Raw genomic sequence first — 14,191 nt, 5'->3', positions numbered from 1 at the left:
TCATCCGCTGGATGCGCTGAAGTCGCTCTGCGCCGAGGTGTCCGCCGACGAGGTGATCGTGCTGACGGATCCGCATTACGTGGAGGAGTTCTTCCACCGGGACTGGGCTTCCCGGGCTCGGCACAAGGTGGGTGTGCCGGTGCTCAAGCTGTTCTCGCACAGCAAGGCGTAGACGCTCCGCCGGGTCGGCCGGATGAGCGCCGTCGAGGGCCGGCGCACTCGCGGGTGCGGGTGCGCTGTGGTTGCTCGCGCCCACGCGGCGGTAGCCGCATATCGGATACAGCCCCGCGCCCCTCAGGCCGGCAGTCTTGCCCCTCGCTGCAAGGAGCCCGGAGCTTCAGCGCATAGGCTAGGGCCGCTCGCACGCACCGTCTCTGGGGAGAAACGCATGGCACCCGGCCTTCCTACCGCCATGGACCGACCGCACTTCATCGGCATCGGCGGCGCCGGGATGTCGGGGATCGCCAAGATCCTCGCGCAGCGTGGGGCCGAGGTGGCCGGGAGCGACGCGAAGGAGTCGGCGACCGCGGAGGCGCTGCGGGCGCTCGGGGTCACCGTGCACATCGGGCACGCCACGGAGCACCTCGCCGACGACGCGAGCTGCGTCGTCGTGTCGTCGGCGATCCGCAAGGACAACCCCGAGCTGGCCCGCGCGGCCGAGCTGGGCATCCCGGTGGTGCACCGCTCCGACGCGCTCGCCGCGCTGATGGAGGGGCTGCGGCCGATCGCCGTGGCCGGTACCCACGGCAAGACGACGACCACCTCGATGCTGGCCGTCTCCCTCTCCGAGCTGGGCCTGCAGCCGTCGTACGCCATCGGCGGCGACCTGGACGCGCCCGGCTCCAACGCGCTGCACGGCGAGGGCGACATCTTCGTCGCCGAGGCGGATGAAAGCGACCGCAGCTTCCACAAGTACGCGCCCGAAGTCGCCATCGTCCTCAACGTCGAGCTGGACCACCACGCCAACTACGCTTCGATGGACGAGATCTACGAGTCCTTCGAGACCTTCGCCGGGAAGATCGTGCCCGGCGGCACGCTCGTCGTCTCCGCCGACCACGAGGGCGCGCGGGAGCTGACCCGGCGGCTCGCGGGTTCGGTGAAGACCGTGACGTACGGCGAGGCCGGGGACGCCGACGTGCGGGTCACGGCTGTCGTACCCCAGGGGCTGAAGAGCCGGGTCACCGCGGTGCTGGACGGGCAGGAGCTGACCTTCACCGTGTCCGTGCCGGGCCGGCACTACGCCCTCAACGCCGTCGCCGCGCTCGCCGCCGGTGCCGCGCTCGGTATCCCGGCCGCGGAGCTGGCGCCCGCGCTGGCCGCCTACACCGGGGTCAAGCGGCGCCTGCAGCTCAAGGGCGAGGCGGCCGGCGTCCAGGTGATCGACTCCTACGCCCACCACCCCACCGAGATGACCGCCGACCTGGAGGCCATGCGCGCCGCCGCCGGCGACTCCCGCATCCTCGTCGTCTTCCAGCCGCACCTGTTCTCCCGCACCCAGGAGCTGGGCAAGGAGATGGGCCAGGCGCTGGCCCTCGCCGACGCCTCGGTGGTCCTCGACATCTACCCGGCCCGCGAGGACCCGATCCCCGGCGTGACCAGCGAGCTGATCATCGAGGCCGCGCGCGCCGCCGGTGCCGACGTCACCGCCGTGCACGACAAGGCCGAGAGCCCCGCGGTGATCGCGGGAATGGCGAAGCCCGGTGATCTCGTTCTCACCATGGGCGCGGGCGACGTGACCGACCTGGGCCCGCTGATCCTGGACCGCCTGTCGCAGCAGTAAAGGGGCTGAGGCTCATGTCGTACGACGTCGAGAAGCCGGACGAGGAGTGGCGCGCGGAGCTGAACCCGGCCGAGTACGCCGTGCTGCGCCAGGCCGCCACCGAGCCGGCCTTCACCGGTGAGTACACGGACACCAAGACGAAGGGCGTCTACTCCTGCCGCGCCTGCGGTGCCGAACTGTTCACCTCGGAAACGAAGTTCGAGTCGCACTGCGGCTGGCCGAGCTTCTTCGACCCCAAGGACAGCGACGCCGTGGAACTCATCGAGGACCGCTCCCACGGCATGGTCCGCACCGAGGTCCGCTGCGCCCGCTGCGGCTCGCATCTCGGTCATGTCTTCGCGGGCGAGGGCTACCCGACCCCGACCGACCAGCGGTACTGCATCAACTCCATCTCGCTGCGGCTGACGCCCGACGAGGCCTGATCGCGCCGGATCGCGCCGGGTCGATTGATCGATGCCGAGAGGCACGATCAATCGACATCCCGAATCTGGCAAAAGAGATGTCAGACAGGGCCCGCTCGGTCGAATATGTACGCCATCGGGAATCGGAGCGGGAGAGGCGGCGGAGCGTGGGCGGGGACGGCAGCCACGATCCGGGTGCGGGGCTGCCCGCACCGCGCACCCGCTCAGGCCACGCAGGCGGATTGCTCCGGGCACCGCGAGGGCACCGACCGGTGCGCCCTCCGGATGGCCGGTGCGGACGGCACCGAGCGCCTCCCCCGCACGCCCTGACCGCGCCGGACGGCACCCCGGCCACGCGGTGAGGCACCCGGCCCACACCCTCGCACGGGGCTCCCGAGGGCGCTGGGATGCATGAGGCTCGTGCCCCACTTGCCCCGGTTTGAGATTCTGTGAGGGTGTTGGGTGTGGCGCGCTGGATTCAGTCCCATCGCAGGCCTGTGCCCGCCGGCAGCGGCCACCACCGCGAGAGCGGCGCCGGCCACGAGGGCTCCGCGCCGTCCGGGGATTCCACAGGATCCGCAGATGCGGCGGAGGGTGTCCCGGCTGCCTCTGCCGAGGCGGCCGGCGCGCGGCTGAGGGTGCTGCGGGACGCACTGGCCGGGATCGGCACGACCCTCGACGAGGCCAAGACCTGCGCCGAGCTGACCCGGGTCGCCGTACGGCTGGCCGGCGGCACCGCGGCGGTGATGCGCCGGACCGGCCAGACCGTCTCCGGGTACGAGGCGATCACCGGGGACGCCGACGCGCTGCCCGACGCCCGCTGGGCCGCCGCGGTGGCCCGTGAGGCGGGCGTACCTGCGCTCGGCGTGGAGCCGGAGCCCTGGCTGGAGTACGCGGCGGGCCCCCGGCCGCGGGCCGCCCTGTGCGCGCCGCTGACCAGCGGCGACGACGTGTACGGCGTCCTGGTGTGGGCGCGCTCCGGGCCGCCGCTGCGCCCCGCGGAGGGCGAGCTGCTCAGCCTGCTCGCCGAGCGCGCCGCCTCCCACATCCGGCACGCGCGCGACTATGAGGCCGTCAATCGGACCGCCGGTGACCTGCAGCGTGCCCTGCTCTCCGAGCCCGGCCGCCCGCACCCCAACCTCGACATCGCCATCCGCTATCTGCCGGCCGGCGGCGGCGTCCTGGTCGGCGGCGACTGGTGCGAGACGGTACGGCTGCACTTCGGGCGGACTCTGCTGGTGGTCGGCGACGTCATGGGGCACGGCCTGGAGGCCGCCGTCGACATGAACGCCTACCGTTCCTCGCTGCGCTACATCGCCTCCGCCGACCTGCCCCCGCACCGGGTGCTGCGGCAGATGGACGAGATCGCTTCCAAGGAGGCCGAGCTGCGGCCCGCCACCTGTCTGCTCGCCCGGGTCGACCCGGGGCGCCACCAGGTCACGCTGGCCAGCGCGGGGCATCTGCCGCCCGTGCGGATCACCTCCGGCGGTGAGGCCTCACTGCTGTCCGTCCCCGTGGGGCCGCCGCTCGGCACGGGGCTCGGGGGCTATGACATGGCCACACATCCGCTGGGCGCGGGGGAGACGCTGCTGCTGTTCACCGACGGGCTGGTGGAACGCCGCGGTGAGGACATCGACCGGTCTCTGGCCCGGCTGTCCGCCGTCCGTTTCCCCGTCGGGGGCGGGCTCGAAGACGTCCTGGACACCATCCTCAGCCGGCTGGACGCGCGGCACGCGGAGGACGATGTCGCCGCGCTGGCCGCGCGGCCTCACAGTCGACAGGGGGGTTTGGCTGACGCGGACACGCCGTAGCGCCGGCTGACGGTCCGTAGGTGGTCCTCGCGCCCACGCGGCAGAGCCGCATATCGAAACAGCCCCGCGCCCCTAGGGCGCCGCGGTCACCGGCAGTCGCAGCGTGAACGCCGTCAAGCCGGTCTCCCTTTCCAGCCGCAGGCTTCCGCCGTGTGCCTCCGTCAAGGCCCTCGCCACCGACACAACCCCAGCCGCCGCCCCGGTCGCGGCTGCGGGCCTTGTCCACGCGGTAGAAGCGGTCGAAGACCCGGGCTCGTTCGGTTTCGGGGATCCCGGGGCCCGCGTCGGCGACCCGTACGTACACGCCGGCGGCATCGGCCGAGACCGTCAGGGCGACCTCCGTGCCGGGCGGGGTGTGTACGGCCGCGTTGGTGAGCAGGTTGTCCAGGACCTGGCGGATGCGCACCGGGTCCAGGTGAAGCCGTACCGGCCCGGTGCCGGTGCCCATGGTCAGCGGGTGGCCGGGGTGGCTCGCGCGGAAGGCGTCCGCGGCCTCGCGCACCAGCTCCGTCAGGTCGGTGTCGGCGCACCGCAGCGGTGTCTCGACCTCGGCCGCGTCCAGCCGGGCGAGCCGCAGCAGTTCGTCCAGGAGGACGCCCATCCGGGCGGCCTCGGAACGCAGCCGGGCCAGATGGCGGTCCCGTTCGGCGGGTTCGCCGGCGGACGCGTACTGGAACAGGTCGGCGTAGCCGCGCACCGACATCAGCGGGGTGCGCAGTTCGTGGGAGGCGTCCGCGACGAACCGGCGCAGCCGCCGTTCGGCCTCCGCGCGCACCGCGAGAGAGTCGTCGATGTGCTCCAGCATGGTGTTGAAGGCCGTGCGCAGCTCCTCCACCGCGAACGGCTTGACCAGATAGTCGTCCCCGCCCCGGGTCAGGCCCGCGACCCGGTCCGCGACGCCGTCACGCGCCGTGAGGAACACCACCGGCACCATCGTCCCCGAGCGGCGCAGCCGGTCCAGGACGCCGAAACCGTCCACGTCCGGCAGCATCAGGTCAAGGACCACGATGTCCGGGCCGAACTCGGCGGCACGGCGCAGCGCCTCCTCGCCCGAGTAGGCGCAGGCCGCCTCCCGGCCCTCGTACCGGGCGACCGTGGCCACCAGGTCGGCGATCGGCGGGTCGTCGTCCACGACCAGCAGGCGTACTTTCTCCACCCGCCCATCCTGCGCCACCCGTTCGGCCCCGTCCGGGCTGCCGGCCCCCGCCGGCCATATCGATACTCAAGTGAAAGTCGTCCGACAGGAGAACGACAGCAACCGCGCGCGAAGCTCGTCACCCAGGACCCGATCAAGGAGCTGCCGTCCGTGACGACCCTCCAGACCCGTCCCGCACCCGTCACTTCGATACCCCCCCGGGTCGTGGCCCGTACCGGCCTGTACGCCCTGCTCGCCGCCAACGCGGCGGTGGTCGCCTGGTTCTTCGTCCAGGCCGGCTTCGCCTCGAACCCGCTGATCGTGTTCGGCCGCCTCGCCGGTCTGTACGGCGCCCTCCTCATGGCGTTCCAGCTGCTGCTGGTGGCCCGGATGCCCTGGCTGGACCGCCGGATCGGCATGGACCGGCTGACCTCCTGGCACCGCCGCACCGGCTTCGGCATCCTGTGGACCCTGCTCACGCACGCCGTGTTCATCACCTTCGGCTACGCCGAGGCGTCCTCGATGGACCCGGTGAACCAGCTGGTGAACCTCGCCGAGACCACCGAGGGCGTGCTGCGCGCCATCGTCGCGCTCGCGCTGATCGTCGTGGTCGGCGCCGTCTCGGGCCGCTGGGCCCGGCGCCGGCTGGCCTACGAGACCTGGCACTTCATCCACCTGTACACCTATGTCGCCGTGGTCCTCGCCTTCACCCACCAGGTCGCCGTCGGTACGACCTTCACCTCGTCGCCGGCCGCGACGACCTACTGGTACACGGTGTGGGGCGTGGCCCTCGGCTCGGTGGTGCTGGGCCGGATGGTGCTGCCGCTGTGGCGGAACCTGCGACACCGGTTGCGTGTGTCGGCGGTCGTACCCGAGTCCGACGACGTCGTCTCCGTCTACGTCACCGGCCGCGACCTGGACAGGCTGCCCGCCCGGGCCGGGCAGTTCTTCCTCTGGCGGTTCCTCACCAAGGACCGCTGGTGGCAGGCCAATCCGTTCTCCCTGTCGGCCGCTCCCGACGGCCGCACCCTGCGCCTCACCGCGAAGGCGGCCGGCGCGGGCAGCGCCGCCCTGCGGCACATCAAGCCGGGCACCCGCGTCTTCGCCGAGGGCCCCTACGGCGCCTTCACCACGCTGCACCGCTCCCGCCCGCAGTCCGTGCTGATCGCGGGCGGCGTCGGCGTCACGCCGATCCGGGCGCTGCTGGAGGACCTGACGGGCCACGCCGTGGTCATCTACCGCGTGTCCAGCGACCGCGACGCCGTCCTCTACGACGAGCTGTGCGACCTCGCCCTCACCAAGGGAGCCGAGCTGCACCTGGTGACCGGATCCATCGTCCCCGACAAGCTGGCCCCGCGCGAACTGGCCCGGCTGGTCCCGGACATCGGCGACCGGGACGTCTTCCTGTGCGGGCCGCCCGGGATGATGACCGCCGTGCTGCGCAGCCTGGGCGACCTGGGCGTGCCCAAGCGGCAGATCCACTTCGAGCGCTTCAGCCTCGCGGGCTGAGAGAGGCGTCCCACCGTGAAGCGAGCCATTCCCGTCTTCCTCCTGACCGTCGCGGGTCTGATCCCGGTCTGGCGCTACCAGCCGTCGACCGGGACCGCCGACGTCGCCCAGCCCGCGTCGACACCGACTTCCGTGCCGTCCTCTCCCTCGTCGTCCGCGTCGCCGACGTCGTCCTCTTCGTCCTCTTCATCTTCGTCGTCCTCTTCGGCCTCGAAGGTCGTCCCGGGCACCGCGGTGGACACCGTGAAGGGTGTCTTCCAGGTGGAGGTGACCTTCCAGGGCGACCGGATCGCGTCCGTGCGGATGCTGCAGGCGCCGCACCATCCGCAGACCAAGTGGGCCGTACCGGAGCTGATCACGGAGACGCTGAAGGCGCAGAGCGCCCACATCGACTCGGTGTCCGGGGCCACGGTCACGAGCCGGGGATACAAGGAGTCCCTCCAGGCCGCAATCGACGCCAAGGCCTCCTGACGTGCGGCGTGTCGAACACGTCATGGGGTTCCCCGTCTCGCTGCGGATCGACGGCGAGGGCGAATTCGAGGACGATTTCGAGGGTGACTCAGAGGGCGACTCCGAGGGCGACTTCGCGGCGGCCACGGACGCCGTCTTCGCCTGGCTGCGCGAAGTCGACGCCCGCTTCAGCCCGTTCAAGCCCGACAGCGAGGTGTCCCGGTACGGGCGCGGCGAGGTGGCGGACGGCGAGCTGAGCGCGGATCTGACGGAGGTGCTCGGCCTCTGCGCGGACCTGCGACGCGCGACCGGCGGCGCCTTCGACGTCCGGCTGCCCGGCCGGGGCTTCGATCCGTGCGCGGTGGTCAAGGGCTGGTCGGTGCAGCGGGCGGCCGAGCTGCTGACGGCTGCCGGGGCGCGCCGGTTCTGTCTCAACGCCGGTGGTGACGTGGTCGTCTCCGGCGGGCCCTGGCGGGTCGGGATACGGCACCCCGAACAGGCCGACCGAGTCTGTGCCGTGCTGGCGGTCACCGACGGGGCGGTGGCGACGTCCGGGCGGTACGAGCGCGGCGACCACATCATCGACGGCCGCACCGGACGCCCCGCGACCGGAATGCTCAGCCTCACCGTGGTGGCCCCGACCCTGACCGAGGCGGACGCGACCGCCACGGCCGCCTTCGCCCTGGGCACGGACGGCCCGGCCTGGGCCGCCACCCGCTCCGGCTGCGAGATCTTCGCGATCGACACCACACACCGAGTACTCCGCACACCGGGACTGCCGGTGGCCTAGGGCCCGTCCGCCGGACGGACCCTGGCCATTCACCCGCCAAAACGCTGAAACACTCGCGGTCTAGACTCTCTCCGCAACGGCCTGCGCACCGACGACTTGGCCGGAGACGGGCGGAAATCAGCCAAACCCGAAGGGTATTCGGCGTTTTGATACGGATAGAGTCAGTCACGAAGCGGTACCCGGACGGAACGGTCGCGGTCGACCGGCTGTCGCTGGAGATACCGGATCGCGCGATCACCGTCCTCGTCGGGCCCTCCGGCTGCGGCAAGACGACGACCCTGCGGATGATCAACCGGATGGTGGAGCCCACCGAGGGCAGCATCCTCCTCGACGGCACCGACATCCGGCAGCAGCCGGTCAACACCCTGCGCCGTTCGATGGGTTACGTCATCCAGCACGCCGGGCTCTTCCAGCACCGCACCATCCTCGACAACATCGCCACCGTGCCCCGGCTGCTCGGCACGCCCAAGAAGGAGGCCCGCGCCCGGGCCGCGGAGCTGATGGAGCGGGTGGGGCTCGACGCCTCGCTCGCAAAGCGGTACCCGTACCAGCTGTCCGGCGGCCAGCAGCAGCGCGTCGGCGTGGCCCGGGCGCTCGCCGCCGATCCGCCGGTGCTGCTGATGGACGAGCCGTTCTCCGCCGTGGACCCGGTGGTCCGTAAAGGACTGCAGGACGAACTCCTCCGCATCCAGGGCGAGTTGGGCAAGACCATCGTCTTCGTCACGCATGACATCGACGAGGCGATCAAGCTCGGCACGAGGGTTGCCGTGCTGCGCACCGGGGGCCGGCTCGCGCAGTTCGCCCCGCCCGCCGACCTGCTCAGCGCGCCCGCCGACGCCTTCGTGGAGGACTTCCTCGGCGCCGACCGCGGTATCCGCCGGCTGTCCTTCTTCCCCTCCGTCGACCTCCAGTTGCAGACCGCGCCGGTCGTGGGCATCGACGCCGACGCCGCCCGGCTCGCCGCCGTGTCCCACGCCCCCTGGCTCCTCGTCACCGATCTCGACGGCAGGCCGCTCGGCTGGAGCGAGCCGGAGCGGCTCACCGCTGGGGCCATCGACCGGGAGCGACTCCTCGACTTCGGGCGGCCGTTCGTGCCCGGAACCGACTCACTGCGCACCGCGCTCGACGGCGCCGTCCTCTCCCCGACCGGCTGGGCCGTCGCGGTGGACGGCGAAGGACGCGCCGTCGGTGTCGTATCCCAGCAGGTCATCGGCGAGGCCATCCGCGCCGCCCACAGCCGGGCCGCGAACGGCGCCTACGCCGACACCGATGTCAAGGCCGTCCGGTGAACGGCTTCTTCGACCTGCCGAGCGACCTCCAGCACAGCTGGCTCGGACTCGTCGGCCTGCATGTGCGCGAAGGCCTGCTGCCGGTGCTGGCCGCCGTGCTCGTCGCGCTGCCCGTGGCCCAGCTCTGCGTACGCTTCCGCTGGGTCTACCCGCCCGTGCTGGGCATCACCACCGTGCTCTACTCCGTCCCCTCGCTCGCCTGCTTCGTCGTCCTCATCGACTACTTCGGGCAGAGCGAGATGACGGTGATGATCCCGCTGGCGGTCTACAGCCTGGTGGTGCTGGTGCCCGGCATCGTGGACGGCGTCCGCTCGGTCCCGCCGGAGACTCTGGCCGCCGCGCAGGCCATGGGCTTCGGCCCCGTACGCCGTTATCTCCAGGTCCAGTTGCCCATCGCCGCACCCGCGATCATCGCGGGCCTCAGGGTGGCGGTCGTCTCCAGCCTCTCCCTGGTCAGCGTCGGCATGCTCATCGGCAACCAGGGCGCCCTCGGCAACCTGCTCAACGACGCCACCACCTACCACCGGCCCGCCCTGGCCGTGAACTCGGTGCTGACGACGGCTGTGCTGGGCATCCTCGCCGACGCCCTGCTGGTCCTGGTCCGCCGCCTCCTCACCCCCTGGATGCCGAGGAAGGGTGCCACCCGGTGAACGTCCTGAACTTCGCACACTCCTTCTTCAGCGACAGCGCCCACTGGCACGGCTACGACGGCATCCCCACGCGGCTCGTCGAGCACATCGAGTACTCGCTGGAGGCGCTGCTGTTCGCCGCCGTCATCGGACTGCCCGTCGGGCTGGTGACCGGCCACTACGGCCGCGGCGGCAACGCCCTCGCCCTGATCGCCACCGCTGGCCGGGCCCTGCCCAGCTTCGGTCTCCTCGTCCTGATGTTCATCTGGATCGGGTTCGGACTGCTGCCGGTGATGATCCCGCTGGTCGTGCTCGCCGTACCGCCGGTCCTGGTCACCACCTACGAGGCGATCCGCTCCGTCGACCCCTCACCCGTGGACGCCGCCCGGGGCATGGGCATGCCCGAGGCACGGGTGCTGTTCCAGGTGGAGCTGCCGGTCGCGCTTCCCCTCATCCTGAGCGGACTGCGTACGGCGGCCATCCAGATCGTCTCCACCGCCACCATCGCCGCCTACGTCAGCCTCGGCGGCCTCGGCCGCTACATCATCGACGGCCTCTACCAGAAGGACTACGAGAAGGTCGTCGGCGGCGCCACCCTGGTCGCGGGCCTCGCCCTGGCCACCCTCGTGGTGTTCTGGGCGGCGTCTCGCCTCACGGTCTCACCGGGCGTGCGCAGAACCGGCTGAGGACTCGGTACTCAGTGCTGGGTGCGGGCCGGCGTCAGTTCGAGGACGACGAGCAGGGCGTCCCGCACCGAGCCGCGCTCACGGGCGTCGAAGACCACGACCGGCACGCCGGCGGAGACGTCCAGCGCCCAGGGACCTGGTGTCGACGATCAACAGCCCGCCGACCGCTCCCTCCACTATGTCGTCCCCCATGAACCCGGACCGTTCCTGTCCGGGCGTGCCGAACAGATACAGCTTCAGCGTCGGGTCGACGGTGATGCAGCCGAAGTCCATCGCGAAGGTCGTGGTGGTCTTGCGCGGGGTGTACGTGAGGTCGTCCACCCCGGCCGCGACCTCGGTGATCAACGCCTCCGTGGTCAGCGGCTCGATCTCCGAGATCGCGCCGACCGCGGGGGTCTTGCCCACGCCGAACCCGCCCGCGATCACCATCTTCACCGGCAGCGGCGGCCGTACGGCGGGGCGCGTGGCGCCGTGCCCGGACGAGCGGTTCAGTCGAAGTCGGCGAGCCTGCGCAGGACGGACGCGTCGTGGGTGGCCGCGGCGTCGGGCACGTACACCGCCAACTGGCCCGCCTCGCACAGGTCTTCGGCCAGGACAACACGCACCACGTTCAGGTGCAGCCGCAGCCGGGCAGCGAGTTCCGCGAGGGACTGCGGCAGCCGGTAGGCGGCGACGATGTCGTACCGCTCGAAGCGGAACCGGCCCAGTGCGCCGAACCCGGCGACGGTGGCCACGACCTGGGTCTCCAGAGGCAACGCCCGGCCGGAGCCGGCGTCCGCGATCCGGCCGGCGGTGACGAGGTACGGCCGTACGGCGGGGGCGGGGGCGGGGGCGGGGCGGACGGGGACGGGGTGAGGAGTGCCGTCCGCCATACCTGTCCGCTCTGTCTGTGCTGTCTGCTCGGCGCGCCTTTCATCAAGAGTTAGTTACGAAGAGACCGCTATCTGCCCACAACTGAGCACAGACCGAGGCCAATCGGTGATCTCCGGCCCTTGACTGACCGAGAACCGGCTGGATTGGATCGGTGAGTGACTTCCACCAACCGCATCAGCAGATCCATCCGGAGGAACCGAGGCGCGGCGGTGGTCGCCCTCGCGGCGGCGACGGCTCTGCTGGCGGGCTGTTCCTCCAAGGGCGGCACGTCCGGCAACCCCTTGTCGGACGACGGCAAGGCCGACGACGGCACCGTCGTCGTCGGGTCCAACAACTTCCCCGAGAGCACCCTGCTCGCCGACATCTACGGCGAGGCCCTCAAGGCCAAAGGGATCAAGGTCACGTACAAGCCGAACATCGGCAGCCGCGAGACCACCTACGGACTGATCAAGAACGGCTCCATCAAGGTGCTGCCCGAGTACAACGGCGCGCTGCTGGCCTACCTCGACCAGAAGGCGAAGCCGAAGACGGTCGCGGCCACCACGACGGCCATCGAGGCCAAGCTGGACTCCAAGCTGACCCTGCTGGAGCCGGCGGCGGCGCAGTCGAAGGACTCGGTCACGGTCAACGAGGCCACCGCGAAGAAGTACCACCTCACCGAGAAATCCTCCATCGCCGAGCTGAAGAACCTCGCGAAGGACCTGGTCATCGGCGCCTCGCCGGAGTTCCAGACCCGGCAGCAGGGCCTCGTGGGCCTGAAGTCCGTCTACGGCCTGCAGTTCAAGTCCTTCCGGGCGCTGGACGCGGGCGGCCCGCTCACCCAGGCGGCGCTGCAGAAGGACGCCGTGCAGGTCGCTGACATCTTCACCACGGACCCGACCATCACCAAGGAGAAGTTCGTCGTCCTGCAGGACCCGGAGAACCTCTTCGGTTTCGAGAACGTCCAGCCGCTCGTCTACAAGAGCGCCGTGCCCAAGAAGGGCGTCGACGCGCTCAACGCGGTCTCGGCCAAGCTCGACACCGCGACCCTGCTGGACCTGGACACCCAGGTGCAGGCTCAGAACAAGGACCCGCTGGACGTCGCCAAGGCCTGGCTGAAGTCCGCCGGCCTCGTCTGACGCCGGGTCCTGCGGTACGTCCGACCCGGACGTGCCGACGCGGGCGCCCCCTCGGACCGGGGGCGCCCGCGTCGTACATGACGGCACTGACCCTCGCCGATGACCCTGTGAGATTTCAGCACCAGTAGGTGCACGAATGGAAGAAATCCGCAGCAGCGCCGCTCCAGATGGAGTAGGCAGCCCCCGCCCTCCCACGCTGACCTGGGGCCGATTCCGGTTCCGTAGCGAGCGTGAGAGGAAGCCCATGACCACACATCCCCTGCCTGCCGCCACGGCCCACCGCAGGCGCTGGCCAGGCCTGGCCGCCCTGCTGCTCGGCGAGGCGATGAACCTGCTGGACGCGACCGTCGTCCAGGTGGCCGCGCCGGCCGTCCATGCCGACCTGGGCGGGCCGGTCTCCGACGTCCAGTGGTACGGCGCCGCCTACACCCTGCCGTTCGCCGTACTGCTGATCACCGGCGGCCGGCTCGGGGACATCGCCGGCCGGCGCCGGATGTTCGTCCTCGGCGTCACGGTGTTCACGGCGGCGTCGGTGGCCTGCGCCCTCGCGCCGGCGCCTGGCCTGCTCATCGCGTTCCGGGCGGTGCAGGGCGCCGCGGCGGCGCTGATCATCCCGCAGACCATCGGGCTGATCAAGGCGATGTTCTCGGGAGAGGAGACGGCGAAGGCGCTGGGCAGCATCGGCCCGGTGATGGGCCTCGCCGCCGTGTGCGGACCCGTCGTCGGCGGTGTGCTGACCCACGCGGACCTGTTCGGCTCGTCGTGGCGGTCCGCGTTCCTGGTGAACGTGCCGGTGGCCGCGGTGGTACTGGCCCTCGCCCGGAACCTGCCGGAAAACCGCGCCCCGCACCGTCCGCCGCTCGACTGGCCCGGCACGATCCTGGCGGCGCTGGGCACCGGCCTGCTGGTGTACCCGCTGATCGGCGGCAACCTCCGTGAACTCCCCCTGCAAGGCTGGCTGTTGATGACCGCCGGGCTGCTCGTGCTCGCCGTCTTCGCCCGTCAGCAGAGCCGCACACCCCGCCCCCTGCTGGAGCCGAGCCTGTTCACGCATCGCGGTTTCCCGGCCGCGCTCGTGACCTCCACGGCCTTCTTCGCGGTGACCAACGGACTGACCGTCGTGGTCGTCCTGCAGCTCCAACTCGACGCGAAAAGAGGCGTGTTGACGTCAGGGCTCAGTTTGCTGCCGTGGTCCGCCGGGCTCGCCCTAGCGTCCTGGTGGGCGGGGTCACGGCTGGTACGGCGGTACGGGCGCCGGGTAATGCCGTACGGGCTCGGGGTGCTGCTGGCCGGACTGCTGGCGGCCGTGGTCGCCTACCGTACGACGACCGAGCCGGGCCACTTCCCGGTCGCGCTGCTGCCCGCCCTCGCCCTCATCGGCCTCGGCGCCGGCCTGTTCACTCCCGCCTTCTTCACCCTCGCCCTGCGACCTCTGCGCCCACACGAGGTCGGCTCCGCGGCGGGCCTCCTCAACGCGGTACAGCAACTGGGGGCCACGCTGGGGGTGGCGGTGCTCGGCAGCGTGTACCTGTCCGGTTCAGGTGCGCACGCGCCCCAGGCCACCTGCTGGGTGGCGGCGGCACTGCTGACCGTGGCCTGGGTGGCGAGCGGCAGGGTCGGGACGGGGGAGGGAGGGTAGGCGGCGGCGTGTCTTGGGCGTGCGGCGCCTGCGGTTCTCCAAGGGGTGCGGCGGACTGCTCCCTAGGGGGCGCGGGACTGT

At 71.4% G+C, this 14,191-nt stretch carries 12 protein-coding genes and 4 pseudogenes; 12 read left to right on the top strand and 4 right to left on the bottom strand.

What is annotated here, in order from left to right; genetic code table 11:
- The 4 genes and pseudogenes from M878_RS59085 to M878_RS59070 form a co-directional block, all read left to right on the top strand.
- Positions 1 to 172: pseudogene (locus M878_RS59085) on the top strand (indole-3-glycerol phosphate synthase); the annotation flags it as partial.
- Between the two features lie 216 nt (positions 173 to 388).
- Positions 389 to 1,780 carry a UDP-N-acetylmuramate--L-alanine ligase gene (murC, locus tag M878_RS59080; RefSeq protein ID WP_031224595.1) on the top strand — a complete coding sequence of 464 codons (1,392 nt, stop codon included), beginning with the start codon at positions 389 to 391 and terminating at the stop codon, positions 1,778 to 1,780.
- 14 nt (positions 1,781 to 1,794) lie between these two features.
- Positions 1,795 to 2,202, top strand: coding sequence for a peptide-methionine (R)-S-oxide reductase MsrB (gene msrB / locus M878_RS59075; protein WP_023545922.1), 408 nt, complete (start codon positions 1,795 to 1,797; stop codon positions 2,200 to 2,202).
- Positions 2,203 to 2,678: 476 nt separating this feature from the next.
- Positions 2,679 to 3,992, top strand: coding sequence for a PP2C family protein-serine/threonine phosphatase (locus M878_RS59070; RefSeq protein WP_023545921.1), 1,314 nt, complete (start codon positions 2,679 to 2,681; stop codon positions 3,990 to 3,992).
- Positions 3,993 to 4,064: 72 nt separating this feature from the next.
- Here the strand turns inward: M878_RS59070 and M878_RS59065 are convergent.
- A pseudogene (locus tag M878_RS59065) lies at positions 4,065 to 4,827 on the bottom strand (sensor histidine kinase); the annotation flags it as partial.
- Between the two features lie 36 nt (positions 4,828 to 4,863).
- Positions 4,864 to 5,094 (bottom strand): annotated as a pseudogene (locus M878_RS99710) (response regulator); the annotation flags it as partial.
- A gap of 204 nt (positions 5,095 to 5,298) precedes the next feature.
- Between M878_RS99710 and M878_RS59060 the strand changes: the two are divergent.
- From M878_RS59060 to M878_RS59040, 6 genes are all read left to right on the top strand, one after another.
- Complete coding sequence (locus M878_RS59060) at positions 5,299 to 6,636, top strand: ferredoxin reductase family protein (RefSeq protein WP_023545919.1); 1,338 nt, start codon at positions 5,299 to 5,301, stop codon at positions 6,634 to 6,636.
- Between the two features lie 15 nt (positions 6,637 to 6,651).
- A complete protein-coding gene (locus M878_RS000000101795) occupies positions 6,652 to 7,107 on the top strand; it encodes an FMN-binding protein (protein ID WP_031224592.1) in 456 nt (151 codons plus the stop codon).
- Positions 7,108 to 7,129: 22 nt separating this feature from the next.
- Positions 7,130 to 7,876, top strand: a complete 747-nt coding sequence (locus M878_RS59055) for an FAD:protein FMN transferase (RefSeq protein WP_023545916.1) — start codon at positions 7,130 to 7,132, stop codon at positions 7,874 to 7,876.
- A 146-nt stretch (positions 7,877 to 8,022) separates the two neighbouring features.
- Positions 8,023 to 9,165, top strand: coding sequence for an ABC transporter ATP-binding protein (locus M878_RS59050; protein WP_023545915.1), 1,143 nt, complete (start codon positions 8,023 to 8,025; stop codon positions 9,163 to 9,165).
- On the top strand, positions 9,162 to 9,815 hold the full coding sequence (locus M878_RS59045) for an ABC transporter permease (RefSeq protein ID WP_023545914.1): 654 nt from the start codon (positions 9,162 to 9,164) through the stop codon (positions 9,813 to 9,815). The genes M878_RS59050 and M878_RS59045 overlap by 4 nt, the downstream gene beginning before the upstream one ends.
- Positions 9,812 to 10,480 (top strand): ABC transporter permease, encoded by a 669-nt coding sequence (locus M878_RS59040; RefSeq protein ID WP_023545913.1) that lies wholly within the window; start codon positions 9,812 to 9,814, stop codon positions 10,478 to 10,480. Before M878_RS59045 ends, M878_RS59040 begins: the two co-directional genes overlap by 4 nt.
- A gap of 11 nt (positions 10,481 to 10,491) precedes the next feature.
- Here the strand turns inward: M878_RS59040 and M878_RS59035 are convergent.
- Together M878_RS59035 and M878_RS59030 are read right to left on the bottom strand one after the other, a co-directional pair.
- Positions 10,492 to 10,979, bottom strand: a pseudogene (locus tag M878_RS59035) (GTP-binding protein); the annotation flags it as partial.
- Entirely contained in the window at positions 10,969 to 11,352 is a 384-nt protein-coding gene (locus M878_RS59030) for a DUF742 domain-containing protein (protein ID WP_023545910.1), read from the bottom strand. The gene M878_RS59030 and the pseudogene M878_RS59035, both read right to left, overlap by 11 nt.
- A 156-nt stretch (positions 11,353 to 11,508) precedes the next feature.
- Here M878_RS59030 and M878_RS59025 point away from each other — a divergent pair, with 156 nt between their 5' ends.
- Positions 11,509 to 12,471 carry an ABC transporter substrate-binding protein gene (locus M878_RS59025; protein WP_031224589.1) on the top strand — a complete coding sequence of 321 codons (963 nt, stop codon included), beginning with the start codon at positions 11,509 to 11,511 and terminating at the stop codon, positions 12,469 to 12,471.
- Positions 12,472 to 12,715: 244 nt separating this feature from the next.
- Positions 12,716 to 14,110 (top strand): MFS transporter, encoded by a 1,395-nt coding sequence (locus tag M878_RS59020; RefSeq protein ID WP_023545908.1) that lies wholly within the window; start codon positions 12,716 to 12,718, stop codon positions 14,108 to 14,110.
- Positions 14,111 to 14,191 lie beyond the last annotated feature (81 nt).

Source organism: Streptomyces roseochromogenus subsp. oscitans DS 12.976, assembly GCF_000497445.1.
GTDB lineage: Bacteria > Actinomycetota > Actinomycetes > Streptomycetales > Streptomycetaceae > Streptomyces > Streptomyces oscitans.
Note: the sequence above shows the minus strand (reverse complement) of the source record. Positions and strands in the feature narration are given on the sequence as shown.